The organism is Phycicoccus sp. M110.8, assembly GCF_032464895.1.
Classification (GTDB): Bacteria; Actinomycetota; Actinomycetes; order Actinomycetales; family Dermatophilaceae; genus Pedococcus.
The window spans coordinates 2,153,353-2,170,444 of the sequence record NZ_JAWDIC010000001.1 but is presented as its reverse complement, the minus strand read 5'-3'; the positions used below and the strand labels follow the sequence as shown (position 1 = coordinate 2,170,444).

Annotated in this window: 15 protein-coding genes; 9 read left to right on the top strand and 6 right to left on the bottom strand. The window is 71.8% G+C overall.

From position 1 onward, the window contains the following. Nucleotides 1-30 precede the first annotated feature (30 nt). Together RKE38_RS10340 and RKE38_RS10335 are read left to right on the top strand one after the other, a co-directional pair. Entirely contained in the window at nucleotides 31-306 is a 276-nt protein-coding gene (locus RKE38_RS10340) for a DUF3263 domain-containing protein (protein ID WP_316007337.1), read from the top strand. A 60-nt stretch (nucleotides 307-366) separates the two neighbouring features. Continuing rightward, nucleotides 367-1,227 carry a hypothetical protein gene (locus RKE38_RS10335; RefSeq protein ID WP_316007336.1) on the top strand — a complete coding sequence of 287 codons (861 nt, stop codon included), beginning with the start codon at nucleotides 367-369 and terminating at the stop codon, nucleotides 1,225-1,227. A 106-nt stretch (nucleotides 1,228-1,333) separates the two neighbouring features. Here the strand turns inward: RKE38_RS10335 and RKE38_RS10330 are convergent, their stop codons facing one another. Beyond that, complete coding sequence (locus tag RKE38_RS10330) at nucleotides 1,334-1,681, bottom strand: hypothetical protein (protein ID WP_316007335.1); 348 nt, start codon at nucleotides 1,679-1,681, stop codon at nucleotides 1,334-1,336. Between the two features lie 276 nt (nucleotides 1,682-1,957). Beyond that, the gene (locus RKE38_RS10325; protein ID WP_316007334.1) at nucleotides 1,958-2,776 is read right to left on the bottom strand and encodes a PIN domain-containing protein; all 819 of its coding nucleotides are present in this window, start codon (nucleotides 2,774-2,776) and stop codon (nucleotides 1,958-1,960) included. Between the two features lie 542 nt (nucleotides 2,777-3,318). On the opposite strand from RKE38_RS10325, the gene RKE38_RS10320 reads away from it, so the two are divergent. Next, complete coding sequence (locus tag RKE38_RS10320; protein WP_316007333.1) at nucleotides 3,319-4,104, top strand: hypothetical protein; 786 nt, start codon at nucleotides 3,319-3,321, stop codon at nucleotides 4,102-4,104. A gap of 162 nt (nucleotides 4,105-4,266) precedes the next feature. Here RKE38_RS10320 and RKE38_RS10315 read toward each other — a convergent pair whose 3' ends face one another. From RKE38_RS10315 to RKE38_RS10300, 4 genes are all read right to left on the bottom strand, one after another. Continuing rightward, nucleotides 4,267-5,916: a hypothetical protein gene (locus tag RKE38_RS10315; RefSeq protein WP_316007332.1), complete on the bottom strand. Its 1,650-nt coding sequence runs from the start codon at nucleotides 5,914-5,916 to the stop codon at nucleotides 4,267-4,269. Between the two features lie 1,342 nt (nucleotides 5,917-7,258). Continuing rightward, nucleotides 7,259-8,182, bottom strand: coding sequence for an ATPase, T2SS/T4P/T4SS family (locus tag RKE38_RS10310; protein ID WP_316007331.1), 924 nt, complete (start codon nucleotides 8,180-8,182; stop codon nucleotides 7,259-7,261). After that, nucleotides 8,179-9,024, bottom strand: a complete 846-nt coding sequence (locus RKE38_RS10305; RefSeq protein WP_316007330.1) for a hypothetical protein — start codon at nucleotides 9,022-9,024, stop codon at nucleotides 8,179-8,181. Before RKE38_RS10305 ends, RKE38_RS10310 begins: the two co-directional genes overlap by 4 nt. Before the next feature lie 809 nt (nucleotides 9,025-9,833). After that, the gene (locus tag RKE38_RS10300) at nucleotides 9,834-10,676 is read right to left on the bottom strand and encodes a Fic family protein (RefSeq protein ID WP_316007329.1); all 843 of its coding nucleotides are present in this window, start codon (nucleotides 10,674-10,676) and stop codon (nucleotides 9,834-9,836) included. A gap of 157 nt (nucleotides 10,677-10,833) precedes the next feature. Between RKE38_RS10300 and RKE38_RS10295 the strand changes: the two genes are divergently transcribed. From RKE38_RS10295 to RKE38_RS10270, 6 genes are all read left to right on the top strand, one after another. After that, on the top strand, nucleotides 10,834-12,036 hold the full coding sequence (locus RKE38_RS10295) for a histidine kinase (RefSeq protein WP_316007328.1): 1,203 nt from the start codon (nucleotides 10,834-10,836) through the stop codon (nucleotides 12,034-12,036). Nucleotides 12,037-12,045: 9 nt separating this feature from the next. Then, nucleotides 12,046-12,864: a LytR/AlgR family response regulator transcription factor gene (locus RKE38_RS10290; RefSeq protein ID WP_410055440.1), complete on the top strand. Its 819-nt coding sequence runs from the start codon at nucleotides 12,046-12,048 to the stop codon at nucleotides 12,862-12,864. Next, the gene (locus RKE38_RS10285) at nucleotides 12,861-13,244 is read left to right on the top strand and encodes a hypothetical protein (protein WP_316007327.1); all 384 of its coding nucleotides are present in this window, start codon (nucleotides 12,861-12,863) and stop codon (nucleotides 13,242-13,244) included. Before RKE38_RS10290 ends, RKE38_RS10285 begins: the two co-directional genes overlap by 4 nt. Before the next feature lie 64 nt (nucleotides 13,245-13,308). Beyond that, a complete protein-coding gene (locus RKE38_RS10280) occupies nucleotides 13,309-14,838 on the top strand; it encodes a cation acetate symporter (protein ID WP_316007326.1) in 1,530 nt (509 codons plus the stop codon). A 235-nt stretch (nucleotides 14,839-15,073) separates the two neighbouring features. Next, the gene (locus RKE38_RS10275) at nucleotides 15,074-15,412 is read left to right on the top strand and encodes a DUF485 domain-containing protein (protein ID WP_316007325.1); all 339 of its coding nucleotides are present in this window, start codon (nucleotides 15,074-15,076) and stop codon (nucleotides 15,410-15,412) included. Beyond that, nucleotides 15,409-17,058, top strand: coding sequence for a cation acetate symporter (locus RKE38_RS10270; RefSeq protein ID WP_316007324.1), 1,650 nt, complete (start codon nucleotides 15,409-15,411; stop codon nucleotides 17,056-17,058). Before RKE38_RS10275 ends, RKE38_RS10270 begins: the two co-directional genes overlap by 4 nt. Nucleotides 17,059-17,092 lie beyond the last annotated feature (34 nt).

Sequence of the window (17,092 nt, the reverse complement as noted above, 5' to 3'; positions counted from 1 at the left end):
GAGCTACGTGTAGAGCCATACACTCACGACATGGCAGATCCGGCCAAGGACGAGCTGACCGCGCTCGAGCGCGAACTGCTGGACTTCGAAGCCGCGGCCTTCCCCGGTGCTGGCGCCAAGGAACAGGCCATCCGGGTGGTGTTCGGGTGGAGCGCTAACGGGTACTACCAGCGGCTCAACGCGCTGCTGCAGAGGCAAGCGGCGTTGGAGTACGCGCCGTCCCTGGTGTACCGGGTGCGTAGGCGTCGTACCGCCGCGCAGCGGGCCCGCTCTGCCCGGTCCGGCGGAGTCGCGGAACCCCGGTAACAGAGCGCGTAACAACCCGCGTGACGGGACTCGCCCCCCGGGCCATGCCATGTGGGCACCGTGCCGACCGTGTACGGGGGACGAGTCGGGCTTGCGCCCGCAGTGCGTGAGCCGTCGGGGCGCCTCGAGAGCAGTACGGTGCCAGTGCACGCCGGCGCGAAGGAGGGGGACGCGATGCCGACAACGCGCCAGCTTTTGCAGGAATGGCGGCTGGCCCCGGCCTGGGCCGCCACCCTTGAGCGCGAGCTGCGCACCGCCGGCGTGCCGCGCGACGGACGGCAATGGCACGCGGACGCGGCGGCCGGGTGGGTGCGGTTGACCCTTGCGCGCAGCGACTTCCTCACCGCCCGCGACTACCGCATGGTCGCGATGCGCCTGGCAGGGTTCCCCCCGGCGGTCATCAAGGCGCGCGCCCACGCGAACCTCGAGGGTGACCAGCTCCCACGGACAGCGTTGTCGGTCGCGTTGCGGTACTCCCACGACGTCGCACCCATGCGGCCACGTCGAGCCGGGCACCGCCTGGTCCTTCATGGTCTGCCCGACAAGGTCGGCGTGCCTGACCTGGTCCGCCGAAGCGTGGAGCAGGCGTGGCTTGCAGGCGAACCCCCGGAGCAGATCGCCGCGAGCACCGGGCTCGGACCCACGCAGCTGGCTCGCGCGTTGGAGGGCCTGCCACCCCGGCTGACGACCGGTGACGTCAGCGACCGGTTCGGGTGGTCGGCGGCGAACATCTTCCAGAAACTTGCCCGAGGCACATTCCCCACCGAGGACGGCCGGTACGGAGTCGCTGGGCAGTTGCGCTGGTGGTGGCCAGCAACCGTCGAGGAGTGGGAGAGCGCCCGGCCCCTGGTGCAGTGCCCGCGCTGCCCGGCGAAGGTCCTTCGTCTGCGGTCACACCTGCGAGCGCACAACCGGCCGTAACGGCGCCGCTCGCGGCAGCTGGCACTGATGGGAGTTCGTCCGGGGCCCCGGGCCGACGGCGGTGGAACCGAGGGCCCACGTGGAAACAGCCGCGCTCGCTGGGGGTTCAGCGCTCGGGTCCAGGCACGTCCGAGTCAACGTCACTGACGTGGAAGTATGCGACCGTCCGCTGTCCCTCAGTGACCACGATGATGTCACCGGGCCCTACCTGGTGCGGCGGGACGTTGTCGACCACCAGCCAGCACGCGTCCGCGGGCGACCGAAACGCTGTTCGGTCCCTCACTCGCAGCACCACCGAAGCCAGACCGGACTCGAGCGGCGCTGGCGGGACGAATCCGGTCGCCACGTAGTCCTGGTCCTCCGGAGTCGCGGGCGGCCCCGAGTCGCGGCCGCCCTGTTCCTTCGTCAGCCACACGACGTGGCCATGGAAGGGGAGAAACTCACCACCGCGCATGGCTTCATGGTGCCCGAGCCGCCGTCGCGGCACTCGCCCCCGGATACGCCGAGGCATGCCGGTGCTTGGCCCCAGCCGTCCGGCATGGACGTCGCTGCCGTCGCCGACCACTTCGGCTGCAGCGAGCCGATGGCCCGCTGGCGCCTGGTCATCACCGGAGCCATGCGACTCATGAAGCGGCACCCATCGCGGTGAGCCTCGGCGCCGTCCCCGCGCAGGCGGGGGCCACCTGTCGCCGGGACGACGCCCGCAGCGGCCGGCGCGGTCCGCGCTGCCTCAGGGAGCCTTCTCGTCAGCGAGGTCGAGGTGGCACACCTGGAGCTTCGCGGCGCGGGCACGCACCGCCATGGCCGTGTCGAATGTGATCAGCGTGACCGGTCTGCCGGTAAGTCCCGCAAGCGCCTGAGCGCGGTCGACGAGCTCACTGTCCGGGTGCGGCAGCCGAACGTGACGCGGGTCGTCAAGGAGGAGGTGAATCACGGTTGGACCTGCGCTCCCATGCCCTGGCGCCAGGGTGGCCGAGATACCTGAGTCAGGAACCAGCGCGTTGATGCGCCGAAGGGCGCTGCGTGCGCGGGTGCGCTGGTTGGTTCGCTTGTGTCGGTCCAGCTCGTCAATGACAAGCATCGGAAGAACCACGTTCACCTGAACGTGGTTTTGCGCCTGCGCCACGCCGGCCCAGTCCACATCGTCGAACTCCATGCGGTGGTGCAGGTAGACGTTCGTGTCCGGCACTACCAGCACGCCAGGGGTCCGACGCCACTGCTCGAACCTTTCGGACAGCGCCGTCAAGGCGCCCTCGAGGCGATGTGTCGCCTCTCGAACTTCAAGCTGAACCAGCGACATCAGGGCTGAGTACGGTCCCGGGACCATGGCCTGGAGCGCCCAGTGGCGCGGCGTCAGCACAAGCCGATCAACCTCAGCCGGGTCAAAGCTCCGACCCAAGTGGTCGGCAGCGTCGTTCGCCCATCGAAGGTAGGCGTTATGAACCGTCGCAACGTCCCCCGACCCGACAGAGCTCAGTTCGTTCTTCACCCAGGAGAGAGCGTTCAGGGCAGTTGGGGCGTCGGTGCCCGGAAGGAGGTTGACCACCATGAGCTCAGGCTGGCAGCAGGTGCTGACATCGCAACTTCTCGGCAACCAGTCAGTGCACGAGCGGACCGCCCCGTGTTCGTGACGGCCCGAGCTCCAAGGCCCGCCCTGGACAAGGCGACCCTCGGCGAGGGCGCACAACACACCCTCGCGTCCCGAGGGCTCGACTTCAACAACACCCACGAGCGGTGGCTAACCGACGGCAACCCGGCCTGCACATCACGAGGGTCACCCGGGTTCGACGGTGAAGCTGATTCGCCTCGAGTGGGACGACGCGTCCTCGGCGTCGTTCTTGAAAGCCCCGGCTTCGCTGACGCGATCCGAGCGCGCCTTCGCCACGACCACGACAACGTCGCACTCCCTTGGGATGCCTCTGCGGCGCCGCAAGACGCGCCGGGCACCTGACGCGCTGGCGTCGCCCTCGCTCGCCGCCGCTCGAATCGCCACTGCCAGGTCTCGCCCGAGTACGCCTCGACCGCGGCCCGCGCCTGGGGGTAAGCGGCGTTTGCAGAACAGTGGCGCTCGTCGACGGATATCGTGCGTGCGTGCGCATGGACGCGTTCTGGGGACGGACGCTCGCGGGGGTGATGGTTGCCGCTGCGTGCTTGAGCGCGTGCGGCGGTGGCGGTTCGGCGGCCACACCGACTCTCACCCACGCCAGCACCGCAGCTTCTACCGCGACCAAGTCCGGGGCGCCTTCAGCCGCTGCTGAGCCGACCGAGCCGTCCAAGGCCGAGCTAGCCACCATGGACGTCGAAGCGGCGGCAATCGCCAAGCGCAAGGGCGGTCGTGACCCTCGGGCCGGGAGCGACCCGAGCCTCGACACGGCTGAGCCGAAGCTGGCGCTGGACGACAACCTGTCCGGATTCTCCCGGGCTGAGCAGCGCGACGCCTTGGAGTGGCTAAACGACTTCATGCGCAGGTCGACCTACGACATGAAAATGCTGCCGGTGACCAGGGACCCCGCGGACTGGGCGTCGGAGATGACTCCGGCGGTGCACCAGGCGTTCGCGGCCCAGGTGAAGGCGAACAAGGCGACGTGGGGATTCTCCTGGCGGGATGACCAGAAACGGTTCATCCGCGCTGAGCCGCTGCGGAACTACACGATGAAGGTGCTCGGCTCGTGGAGGTACCCGGGCGAGCACCCTGGGATGCAAGTCCTGGTTTACGTCGACATTCCGTACACCGTGTACGCCGGGGCACCACACCAGCCGGTCGACGTGCGCGGTCACTGGAGCATGGAACTTGTCACGGCGGTGGTGCCGGGTGGCCCACTGCGGTGGCGGCTGGCGCGCTGGAGGACCAACCACGACGACTGGATTGACGACTGACCGACCCCTGCCAGCGCCGCGGTGGCCCCGGCAATCTGAGGGCCAACGGTTCGGCCGCGTCCGGGAACGAAGGGGTGTTCGCTCCCCGACGCGCGGTTCCTTGCGACGCGACGCAGGTAGCGCGGCCGGCCGATACCGCGAGCACGGCGGACCGGCCGGAAGTTAGCCGGCTGCGCCGGGCCTAGGCACTTCCTCGTCGATGCCGGTGAGGTTCCAGGGCACCGGTGAGAGTGGTCGGTCCGGGTCGGCCACGCGGCTCGGCATGAACATCCGGAAGGTGGTCCCGTCGGCCGGTTCGATGTTGGCCGCCGTCTCCATGCCGGCAATGACCTGCGATCGCACCTTCGCACGGTTCCGCAAGCGCATGTTGGGGTGCCACAGGAGCGTGTCAGGCAGCTGCAGCGTGTGACCGGCGATCGTCGGCGTCCACGGCTCGTGGGTGATGCGGATCTGCCCTTCAGCATCGTTCAGCAACTGACTCAGGCCAGGTTCGGTGACGTCCAGCCCTGCCTTGAGGGTGAATGTGAACGACCGCACGTCGGGGGTCATGACGCACTGACCCTCGAGCATGAGACGTGCGCAGCGCAGGTAGATGCGCTCCTGGGTGGTCATGGAGGCCGGGATGGGGATGTCATCGCCGGTGGCACGGTTGATGACGTCGAGGTCGTCAGCGAGCTCGTTCAGCTCACGGAGCTCGGCGAGCCAGTCCTCACCGTTGGGCATGGCGAAACTCGTGGTGGTCCACGCGTGCAGCAGTTGCGCGCCGTCGATGGTGACGCGCATGTCGGAGGCGGTGGCGAGGTCGAACACCATCTGGGTGGCGCGGCGCAGGACAGCGGGGGAGCCGGCTGCGCCGCCGACGTCCCAGGACAGGTCCAACCGGCAGGTGCCTGCCGCCTCGTGCGGGACCAGGTAGGTCAGGGTGAGGGTGTCGTGAAACAGGGCTTGAAGAGAGTTCCCCATGACACCTAGAGACCCGTCGACGGCCTTGCCGCGGTGAGTGCCGACCCGGTTCCCCGCGGGGTCGGTGAGGGTGACGACGACGGGGGTCCCCGCAACGTTGCTGTTCAGCGGGATCGTCCACGACACCTGCACGTCATCCGTGGCACCTCGACGGACCAGCGGTGGCCCGTCGATGCGGAAGTTCTTGACCGTCCCGGCGGGTAGCGTGACCGACCCGGCCAGGCCGTATCCGAGGGTGCGGGTCATGTCGTGGTGCAGGCGGGTGTGGGCTGGTCCCAAGACCGTGTCGAACTTCAGCGTCACCGGGCTGAAGGTGGCGGCGTCGGCGTGCTTGGCGCGCAGGGTCTGTACCACGGTGTTGCCCTCGCGGGAGAAGTCGAACGTCCAGTGCGGGTCGACCGAGTCGACCACGTCGCCTAGTCCGGCCACTCGCTCGGCCAGATGCTCCGGCTCGGTCAGTGCAGCCTTCTCAAGGCCGAGCTGCTTCAGCAGCTCGATGGTCGCGTGGTCGCGACGCATCACGTTGAGTACGTCCGGATGCTCGATGAGCAGGTCGTCCAGAACGGTCTGGTGCCACACCGTGATGGTCGTGTCCGTCTCAAGGCGTAGCTTGGAGATGAACGCCCAGTCCGGCCGAGTCAGCTTTGAGGGCAGCACGAGGACCCACTGATCTGGCTGGTGCGCGAGCGCGGAGGTCAGGGAGTCGCGGATCTGGCGCTGCCGGGCCCGGTTTCTGCCTGAGAACCCGTCGAGGAAGAACTTCAGTTGGAAGATCGTCGTGTGGCCGTCGGAGTCCACCTTGAGGACGTCGATGCCCGCGTCGCCGCCACGGCCGTCGACCGGTTCCACCCGGGCGTTCCGGAACTTGCGGTGGATGAGCTGCTCGGCGAGCCGGTCGAACTCGGGCTGGGTGAGGTGCGCCCACTCCAGCGCCATCTTCTTGGCATCGGTCATCGTCTGCGACCCCCTCTGTGCGGTCATGCCGGTGCCAGTGTCCGCTGCGCAACCGACAGCCTCGGGCAGGCGGGCCGCGTGTCCGCCTCATTACCCGTCAGGTCGGGAGGCGATGAGAGGGTATGGGACACCGTCGTTGCCAACGCGCGCGGGTGGCGGCAGGGAGCGGGGCTTCACCGCGGGCGGGACTGCCGCAGTCTTACCGCTGCGGAAAGGCGGCGAGTTCGCTTTCCCACTCTCGGCAGCACGGTGGAGCGATGCCGGGTCGAGCCACACCGGAACTTGGTGACCTTCGCCGAATCGGATCTCGCCAACGGAGCCGGGCGGCGAGGACTCCTGCGAGAAGAAGACGAGTAGAGCGATCTCTCGATCAGTCCGTGACACCAGCTCGAGGTGCACGTTCGGCTCAGTGAAGTCCACGTATCGACTGGCTGGGCGTCCGTCGGCAACTGCCCGAAGCCACGTCAGCAGTTCGTAAGCATCTCGCGTGGTCAGACTGGGGTCTTCGAAGCTCCAGAAGAGATCCTCATCGCAGACGTTCCCGCGGATCACGAGCCAGTTTGCGTCCCAGTTCCACTCGCCTCCCCCTCCAGGGTGATCTGGGAACTGATAACCCAACGGCACGAGTTCGATAGAGCGACGTCCCCAGGCGAGAAGCGTGCCGACATCATGACGGCAAACCGGCAGGCCGTTGGGCCGAGAGCCTTAGGTGGGACCCGATCGATCCCCGCGCCGATGCCTGGCGGCCATGACTAGCGATGAGGTACGGGGTCAGTCCACGCGTGACCGCGAAGCCCTTGACGATCGTGGGCCATCGCCTGGATGGGCCTTGGCCAGAGGATGCTTTACCTGTCAGCACCCGGGTGCTGGTCATAAGGGCCGAGACGTGGGACGGTCCATGGCGCGAAGAATTCGAAGGCACGATCGACGCGACGTTCACCCCGGCTGCGCCACGCAACGCACATCCTCGACCTGATGAGGTGGAGTACTCCGTCGAGTTCGATCACCGCAGTTCGCCGCCGACGGTCTCGGCCCCTACCGCAAAGCCGTCATCTGGGATCGATACCTGGTACCCCTCCCTGAGACGCCCGTCGGCTAACCACACTGCGGATGAGCACGCGGCTCGCGGCATGAGCGGATGTTCAAGTTCGGCTCATCACTGTGCCCATCTTGTGCCGATTTGCAGGCACTTCAAGTGTCATGATGAGCCAGAATCAGTGCCAGCCGAGTGTCATGATCACCCGTGAAGTGTCATGTTGGGCCGTTTCTGACAGCCGCCCTCGTGCCCGGTGTTGAGCGCGGCGAGCATCTCGCGGACCTCCGCGCCACGCACCTCCCCCACCACGAGCCGGTCGGGCCGCATGCGCAGCGCCTGTCGCACCAGGTCGACGAGCCCGACGGCCCCGCGGCCCTCGACGTTGGCGCCACGGCCCTGCAGCCGCACGACGTGGGGGTGGCCCACCTGGAGCTCGCGCACGTCCTCGACGAGGACGAGCCGCTCCGCGTGGGGGACCTCCGCCAGCAGGGCGGCGAGCAGGGTCGTCTTGCCGCACCCCGTCCCACCCGTCACGACGAACGAGCACCGGGCGAGCACCAGGCGCCGCAGCAGCTCCTCCGTCTCGGACCCGAACATGCCCGAGGCACGCAGGGCGCGGAGCCCGTCGGCGCGGGCCCGCGGAACCCGCAGGCTCACGTGGGCGCCACCCTCGACGAGCGGCGGGAGGATCGCGTGGAGGCGGACGCTGCCGGGCAGCAGCCCGTCCACCCAGGGCTGGCTCTCGTCGAGCCGCCGTCCGGCCAGCCCGGCGAGCCGGACGGCCAGGCGGCGGGCCGCACCGGGGTCCTCGAGGCGCACGTCGGCCCGCGCGAGACCGTCCCCGCGGTCGACCCAGACCGAGCCGTCACCGTTGACGAGCACGTCGGTGACGTCGGGGTCGACCAGCATCGGCTCGAGCGGGCCTGCCCCCAGCACCTCCGCCGCCAGCCGTTCGCGGGCGGCTCGGACGCCGGCGGCCCCGAGTGTCGCGGTGTCCACGGCGGCCACCGCCCCCACGAGGTGCTCGTCCGGGGCGAGGCCCTGTCGGATCTGGTCGGCGATCGCCCGGCGCTGCCCGGGTGCGGCCGACCCGAGCCCGCCGCGCTCGGCGGGAGACCGGGTCACAGCCCACCCCCGCGGCTCACGGCAGCCGGCTCGGCGCCCGGTCCCGAGGACGCCGAGGAGGCCGAGGACGGCGTGGACGGCGTGGACGGCGACGTCAGCGGGCCACCGGGCCCGACGGTGGTCGCGACGGTGGTCGTGGTCGCGACGGCCGCCCGCTGCGCCCTCGCCACCCCCGCGAGCGCCAGCAACCGGTCGGCCACCGACTCGACGGCACCGCGCGCCCGGGAGCCCGGCAGCCGGGCCCGGTCCTCGTCGGCACGAACCCGCGGGTCGTCCCGCAGGACCCCGGCGAGCGGCAGGTCCAGGTGCACGGCCACGTCCTCAGGGGCGACCGGCTCCCGGCGGGCGCCGCGCAGGACGAGCAGCGCGTCACCCGGCAGCACACCCCGCTGGACCAGCGCGCCCGCGTCCGCCAGCCGCCGGGCACTCACGCCCGCGAGCACCACCACCGCGGTGCACAGGTCCAGCAGCTCCGGATCGGCGCCGGTGTCGAGGACCACGAGGCCGGCCACCGTCGCCAGCCCCTCGACCGCTGCACGCACGGTGACGGAGCCCGGCGGGTCGCCCCGCGCGGCCAGCACGCGCAGGGACCCCTCGCCGGGCAGGGCCCGCAGCAGTGCGGCACCGTCGACCCGGCCGCGCAGGTCGGCGAGGTCGCCCCAACGCAGCCCGGGCAGGTGCTCCACGCAGGCGGTGACGTCGACACCACCGGCGCGGGGTCGCCCGTCGACACAGGCGCTGACGCCGACGAGGGGGCCAGCGCGGACGGCGAGGGCGACGGCCAGCGTCGACGCCCCCAGGCCTCCGGAGGCGCCCACGACACCGATCACGTGGTGGTCCATGCCGCCAGCGTCGTGCGGGACGGCGGGCGCTGACAGGACGAGGCCCCGGGGCTGTGGACGAACCAGGACACGTCCGCACCCTGTGGACGAGGGCGGGCGACGCCGAGTCGGACCTGTGCCGGAAAAGGGGACGGCCCCGGTCGGGGGGACAACCGGGGCCGTCGACGCGCCATGCTCCGGGGGGGAGGAGCAGGTGCGCCGGTCCGCTCGACCCCGAGGGGGAGCGAACGGACCAATCGTGGACCATTTAGCCTTCAACCGCAACTCGCCACGCGCCCGGCGTGGCGAGCCCGCGGACGGGAGAGGCGGGTGGGGCCCGACGGGCCCCAGCCGCCCGGCGTCAGCACCGGGGGCCACGACCCCAGCCACCCGAACCCAGCCACCCGCGATCCGCGGCGGTCGGCACGGCGCAAGCCCCGGACGGGCACGGGCCGAGCCGCGGGGGCGGCCGGCCGAGCCCGGACGCGGGATGGCACCCCGCTCGTGCGAGGTGCCATCGACCGCGACCCGGCTCGGGTTACCAGGCGTGCACTCAGTTGTCGCAGCGGGACAAGCCCGCCCACGATCGGTCCACCAGTGGACTGCCCGCGCGTGGGTGCCCGAGGAGGATCGCGGTGGTCGTCGGACTCGCGTACGTCGACTTACCTCATGTCTACCCCTGTCGGCGGGGCAACGTAAGCCTTGACTTTGGTCCCGGGTGCGCGCCGAGCGCGTCGCCGCAGGTCAGCCGTCCGCGGCCGCTCAGCAATCCGTGACCGGGTGGGCATGGGCGCGCGCCTGCGCGGGAGCCCGCCCGGAGGGAACCGGTCTCAGGTCAGCCGGCCGGCGCGGACGGCGTCGCAGACCTCGACCCCGGCACCGGCCGCCGCGACGAGCGCGTCGGCGCTGTGCTCGATCCACAGCCCCACTCCTGCGCCGGAGCCGGTGGCGTATGCCGCGAGCGCACCGAGGTACGCCGGCCCGCCCTGGGCGGCGTGGCCCGCCTCCACGACCGCGACTCCCGTGGGGTCGAGCCCACGGGCCTGGACGACCGCGCGGGCCAGCGCCCGGGCGACCACGCCGTTACCACGCACGAACGGCCGCGCCGTGACCACCTCCGCGTGGGCGACGGCCGCGACGACGAGGGCGGGCACGGCCGCGTCGACGGTGAGGACCGCGGTCAGGGACTCGAGCCGCGCCGCCAGCGACGCGGCGTCCGGGGCGGGCCCGAGGTCGGTGAACTCCGCGCTGACCTCGTCCCCCGTGCGCGGGCGACCGAGCTGGTCGGCGGCCACGAGGCCGGCGGCCGCGGCGACGTGCAGCCGCGCCAGGGCCTGCAGGGGCGCCGACGAGACGAGCGCCCGCACGTGCTCGCTCTCGGCGGTCGCCTGGACCGCGCTCCGGGCCACCTGCTCGACGGGGTCCGGCTCGAGGGGCCACTGCGCCGCTCCGCGCACCACGTCGCGGACCAGGTCGAGCGGCACGGTCGCCCCCTCGAGGGCGGCGCTCGCCTGGGCACCGCGCACCCGCGACTCCGCCGCCGCTTCAGGGATCCGTCGGCGCAGCGCCTCGTGCCAACGCAGCTGCTCGCACGCCTGCCGCGCGGCCGCGACCTTCTCGGGTATGCCGGGCAGCTCGCCCAGGGCGGTGAGGGAGGAGGCGACGTCGACCACGTCCAGCAGCCTAGAGAGGCGGCTGCCACCGAGCGCAGGCAGCCACCCCGCGGACAGCGGCGCCCACGCGCGCGTGACGGCGGCCGTTCACCGGCGACCACCCCTGTGCGCCACCGGACGACACCCACCGGGATGCCCTGCGCCCTACAGTTCCCCTGTGTCGGGCAGCTTCTCCGTCCCCACCGCCATCGTCGTCGCGGGCGCGATGGCGCTCCTCTACGCGCTGGTGCGGCTGGTCCACCAGGGCCGCAGCGCCCGCCGCGGGTTCGTCTCCGACGTGGACCAGGCCACCTACCGCACGCTGCACACCGCCTCCCTCGCCGCCCGGCACCTGCAGGACGGGCTCACTCCCGAGGGCACCGCCAAGGCGGCCCGCCACCTTCGCAGCCTGCTCGGCGCACCGGCGGTCGCCGTGTGCGACGGCACGGGGCTCGTGGCGGCCGACGGACTCCCCGACCAGCACACCGCCGCGGCCCCGCAGCACGCGGCCGAGGTCCTGCGCTCGGGCCGCACCATCGTCCTGGGCCCGGACCGGGTGCAGTGCCCGGACCCCGACTGCCCGGTGCGCACCGCTGTCGTGGCCCCAGTCGTCACCGGCGACCGCGTGGTGGCGGCCATCACGGCATACGGGCCGCAGGCGTCGGCGGGGCTCGCCCGGGCGACCGAGGAGGTGGCGGGCTGGATGGCGACCCAGGCCGAGCTCGCCGAGCTCGGCCACCAGCGCAGCCGGGCCATGGAGGCCGAGCTGCGCGCCCTGCGCGCCCAGATCAGCCCGCACTTCATCTACAACGCCCTCGCGGCGATCGCGACGTTCGTCCGGACCGACCCGGCCCGGGCGCGCGAGCTGCTGCTGGAGTTCGCGGACTTCACCCGGTACGCGCTGCGGCGCGGCGGCGCGTTCACCACCCTCGCCGAGGAGCTGCGGAACGTCGAGCGGTACCTCACCCTCGAGCAGGCGCGGTTCGGCGACCGGCTGCGGATCTCGCTGCTGGTGGCCCCCGAGGTGCTGCCGGTCACCGTGCCCTACCTCGCGATCCAGCCACTGGTCGAGAACGCCGTGCGCCACGGCCTCGCCGGCAAGGAGGGCGGCGGCCAGGTGCGGATCGTCGCCACGGACGACGGAGCCGCGGCGACCATCACGGTCGAGGACGACGGCGTCGGCTCCGACCCGGTCGTCGTCCGGGCTGCGCTCGACGGCCACGCCGACGCCGACAGCATCGGGCTCGGCAACGTCGACGCCCGGCTGCGCCAGGTCTACGGCGACGACTTCGGCCTCGTCGTCGAGACCGCCCCGGGCGCGGGCACCAAGGTCACCTTCCGGGTGCCCAAGTACGCGCCCGGCGTCCACGCCACCACGTAGGCTTCGCCCGTGGCCGGCGCCCCCTCCGCAGACCCGGAGCCCGTCCGCCCGCAGGACGCCGACGGCGGCGCCGCGGGTCCGGCCCTGCGCGCCCTCGTCGTCGACGACGAGGCGCCCGCCCTCGAGGAGCTCAGCTGGCTGCTGCGGCAGGACACCCGGGTCCGCGAGGTGCGCACCGCCTCCAGCGGGGCGGACGCCCTGCGGGCCCTGGACGCCGGCGACGTCGACGTCGTCTTCTCCGACATCTCGATGCCCGGGCTCGACGGCATGGAGCTCGCGCGGGTCATCGCTCGCTTCAGCCAGCGTCCGCAGGTCGTCTTCGTCACGGCGCACGACAAGCACGCGGTCGACGCCTTCGCGGTCGAGGCCACCGACTACGTGATGAAGCCTGTGCGGGCGGACCGCCTCGCGGAGGCCGTACGCCGCGTGGTCGCCGCGCGCGAGCCCGGTCCCCCCGCGCCGCGCACCGAGCCCGACGACGAGACGATCCCCGTCGAGCTGGCCGGGGTGACGCGGTTCGTGGCCCGCAGCCGGATCCGCTACGCGCAGGCCCAGGGCGACTACGCCCGGCTGCACACCGACACCGGCTCGCACCTCGTCCGCATCCCGCTGTCAACGCTCGAGGAGCGTTGGGCTGCAGCGGGTTTCGTGCGCATCCACCGCAGCACGCTGGTGTCGCTGCCCCACGTGCGCGAGGTCCGCATGGAGCACGGGCGCTGCAGCGTGGTCCTCGAGGACGTCGAGCTGCAGGTGAGCCGCCGGCACACGCGCGAGCTGCGCGACCGGCTGCTGCGCGCCCCGAGGCCGACGCCGGGAACGGGGCCGTGAGCGAGCGCGAGGAGCCGCCGCAGCGGGTGCGCGTCACCTCGAGCCGGCGCGACGCCCCCACCCGCAGCACCCCGCGGCCGCTGACCCGGGACCTCGACGAACAGAGCACCCTCGGCGAGGTCTACATGTCGGGACTCATGGCCGCACAGCTGCGGCTCGCCCTGCAGGTGCTGGCGTTCGGCGCGGTCGGCCTCGGCGGGCTGCCCCTGCTGTTCCTCCTGGTGCCTGCGACCCGGGCGCTGTCCCTGGGCGGGGTGCCGTTGGCGTGGCTGGTGCTGGCCCTCGTGGTCTACCCGGTCGCGCTCGTCGTCGCCCGGTACTACGTGCGCGCCTCGGAGCGGGTGGAGGCACAGTTCAGCCGCGAGGTGGGGCGACGGTGACGCGCGCGACCACGGCTCCCGGCGCTGCGGGGCACCCGGCGCGGGGCGGCGGCAGGGACGAGGCGTGAACACGGCATACGGCGTCGTCGCCATCGTCCTGGTCTGCACGGTGACGCTCGCGGTGGGCGCCTTCGGGCTGCGCCTGTCGCGCACCACGAGCGACTTCTACGTCGCCGGCCGCACCGTCACGCCCTATCGCAACGCCAGCGCCATCGGCGGCGAGTACCTCTCTGCCGCAAGCTTTCTCGGCATCGCGGGGCTCGTCTACACCGGCGGGCTCGACATGCTGTGGTTCCCGGTCGGGTACACCGTCGGCTACGTCGTGCTGCTGGTCCTGGTCGCTGCCCCGCTGCGGCGCTCCGGGGCGTACACCCTCGCCGACTTCGCCGAGGCACGGCTGGAGTCCACCGCGATCCGGCGCCTGTGCTCGCTGCTCGTCGTGGGCATCGGCTGGCTCTACCTGCTGCCGCAGCTCCAGGGCGCGGGGCTCGCGCTGCGGGCGGTGACGGGCGCGCCGTCCTGGCTCGGCGGGCTCGTCGTCGCGGTCGTCGTGGTCGCCAACGTCGCCGCCGGCGGCATGCGCTCGATCACGCTCGTCCAGGCGGTGCAGTACTGGATCAAGCTCACCGCCATCGCTGTCCCGGCGTTCGTGCTGCTGGCCGTCTGGGTCGGCGACGGCACGCCCGCCCCGGACGTCCTGCGCTCCGACCCGGGGTGGGCCCAGCCACTGCACGGGCTCGCCGGCCAGGGCCACCCCGTGTACGCGACCTACAGCCTGCTGCTGGCGCTGGCCCTCGGCACCATGGGGCTGCCGCACGTTCTGGTCCGCTTCTACACCAACCCCGACGGCCGGGCCGCCCGCCGGACCACGCTGACCGTCGTCGCCCTGCTCGGCGTCTTCTACCTCTTCCCGCCGCTCTACGGCCTCTTCGGCCGCGTCTACCTGCCCCGCCTGCCCGCGGGCACCGCCCCCGACACCGTCATGCTCAGCCTGCCGGGGCGGGTGCTGGAGGGGGCTGGCGGCGAGGTCCTGTCGGCGGTGCTGGCGGGCGGGGCGTTCGCCGCGTTCCTCTCGACCGCCAGCGGCCTGACCATCTCCGTCGCCGGCGTGCTCGACCAGGACGTCCTGCGGGCGCGGCTCGCGCGCGTGACGTCGCACGACGCCACGACGGTGCAGGGCTTCCGGCTCGCGGCGGTGCTGGCCGTGGTGGTGCCGTATGCCGCATCGCGCGTCGTCGAGCCCGTGGGCCTGGCGACGATGGTGAGCCTGGCGTTCGCCGTCGCGGCGTCGACCTTCTGCCCGCTGCTGGTCCTCGGCTCCTGGTGGCGCGGCCTGTCGACGGTGGGAGCGGCAGCGGGGCTGGTCGTCGGCGGCGTGCTGGCGGCCGCCGCGGTCGGGATCACGGTGCTGGCCGGGCCGATCGACGGCTGGCCGGGGGCGCTGCTCGGGCAGCCGGCGGCCTGGACGATCCCGCTGGCCTTCGCGACGAGCGTCCTCGTCTCCCTCGCGACCCCGGGCCGCATCCCGCGCCACACGGCGCGGACCATGGTGCGGCTGCACACCCCCGAGGACCTGGCCCTCGACCGGGGCTGACCCGTCCTCGGTGGGGCTGACCCGTCCTCGACTCAGGCGGACCAGCCACCGCCGGCCCCTGGGGCGCCCGTTCGTCGCGCGGGGACGACCGCTCGGCGCACGCCCGCGCACCACCTGGCGACCGCGTCCCCCGTACGCCGAGAGGCGGCCCGGCATCCCTCCCCCGGCGGGGTGACCGGCGCCACAGTGGCGCGCAACGCGGGAGTGGCCCGCGCGACCACTGGAGGTGCCTGCCGTGAGCAACGACGCTCGCACGGACAGCGACCGCTACCTCGACCTGCAACGGTCCGAGGAGTTCGCTGAGCTGCGGACCCGGTTCCGCAGATTCGTCTTCCCCATGACCGCGCTGTTCCTGGCGTGGTACTTCCTGTACGTCCTGCTGTCGACGTACGCGCACGACTTCATGTCCACGAAGGTGTTCGGCAACATCAACGTGGGCCTCATCTTCGGGCTCGGCCAGTTCGTCTCGACGTTCGTCATCACGATGCTCTACGCCCGCTGGGCCGACCGCGAGTTAGACCCGCGGGCCGCCGAGCTGCACGAGCGCCTCGAGGAGCAGGGGGTGGACCTGTGACCGCGCTCGTCCAGGGGACCGCGCCCGCGCTCGTCGCCGCAACCGACGTCGGCAGCCCCACCCTCAACATCACGATCTTCGGCATCTTCGTCGTCATCACGCTGGGCATCGTCATCCGGGCTTCGCGGAACAACCGGTCCGCCGCGGACTTCTACGCCGGCGGGCGGGCGTTCACCGGGCAGCAGAACGGGATCGCCATCGCCGGCGACTACCTGTCGGCGGCCAGCTTCCTCGGCATCGCCGGTGCGATCGCGCTCAACGGCTACGACGGCTTCCTGTACTCGATCGGGTTCCTCGTGGCCTGGCTCGTGGCCCTGCTGCTCGTCGCCGAGCTGCTGCGCAACGCGGGCAAGTACACGATGGCCGACGTGCTGTCGTTCCGGCTGCGGCAGCGCCCGGTCCGGATGGCGGCGGCCATCTCGACCCTCGCCGTCTGCTTCTTCTACCTGCTCGCGCAGATGTCCGGCGCCGGCGGCCTCGTCGCGCTGCTGCTGGGCATCGAGGACAAGGCCGGCCAGTCCCTGGTCATCGCGGTCGTCGGCATCCTGATGATCGCCTACGTTCTCATCGGCGGCATGAAGGGCACGACGTGGGTGCAGATCATCAAGGCGGTGCTGCTCATCATCGGCGCCGGCGTGATGTTCCTGTGGGTGCTGGGCAAGTTCGGGGTCAACCTCAGCTCGCTGTTCGGTGACGCGGTGGAGGCGTCCGGCGGCAAGAAGGTGCTCGACCCGGGGCTGCAGTACGGCAAGACCGGCACGACGAAGATCGACTTCATCAGCCTGTCGCTCGCCCTCGTCCTCGGCACCGCGGGCCTGCCCCACGTGCTGATGCGCTTCTACACCGTGCCGTCGTCGAAGGAGGCGCGCCGCTCGGTCGTGTGGGCGATCTGGCTGATCGGCATCTTCTACCTGTTCACCCTGGTGCTGGGCTACGGCGCGGCCGCCCTCGTCGGGCCCAAGGAGATCGCGGCCGCGCCGGGCAAGGCGAACTCCGCCGCACCGCTGCTGGCCTACGAGCTCGGCGGCGAGCTGCTGCTGGGCATCATCTCGGCGGTCGCCTTCGCGACGATCCTCGCGGTCGTGGCGGGTCTGACCATAACGGCCAGCGCCAGCCTCAGCCACGACATCTACAACTCGGTCATCAAGGAGGGCACCGCCACCCAGGCCGACGAGGTCCGGGTCGCCCGCATCACCGCGGTCGTCATCGGCATCCTCGCGATCCTCGGCGGCATCCTCGCCAACGGCCAGAACGTCGCGTTCCTCGTCGCCCTCGCCTTCGCCATCGCCGCGAGCGCGAACCTGCCGACGATCCTGTACTCGCTGTTCTGGCGCCGGTTCAACACCCGCGGAGCGCTGTGGTCCATCTACGGCGGGCTCATCACCGCGCTGACGCTGATCGTCTTCAGCCCGGTGGTGTCGGGCAAGCCGGTCGACCCGGTGACCGGCAAGTCGCTGTCGATGCTGCAGGGCACCGACTTCCACTGGTTCGCGCTCGACAACCCCGGCATCGTCTCGATCCCGGTCGGGTTCCTGCTCGGCTGGATCGGGACGGTCACGAGCAGCGAGCACAACGAGGCGAAGTTCGCCGAGATGGAGGTCCGCTCGCTGACCGGCCACGGTGCCGAGAAGGCGACCAGCCACTAGCCGCAAGGCTTCCCCGACCACGGTGCCGTGTCCC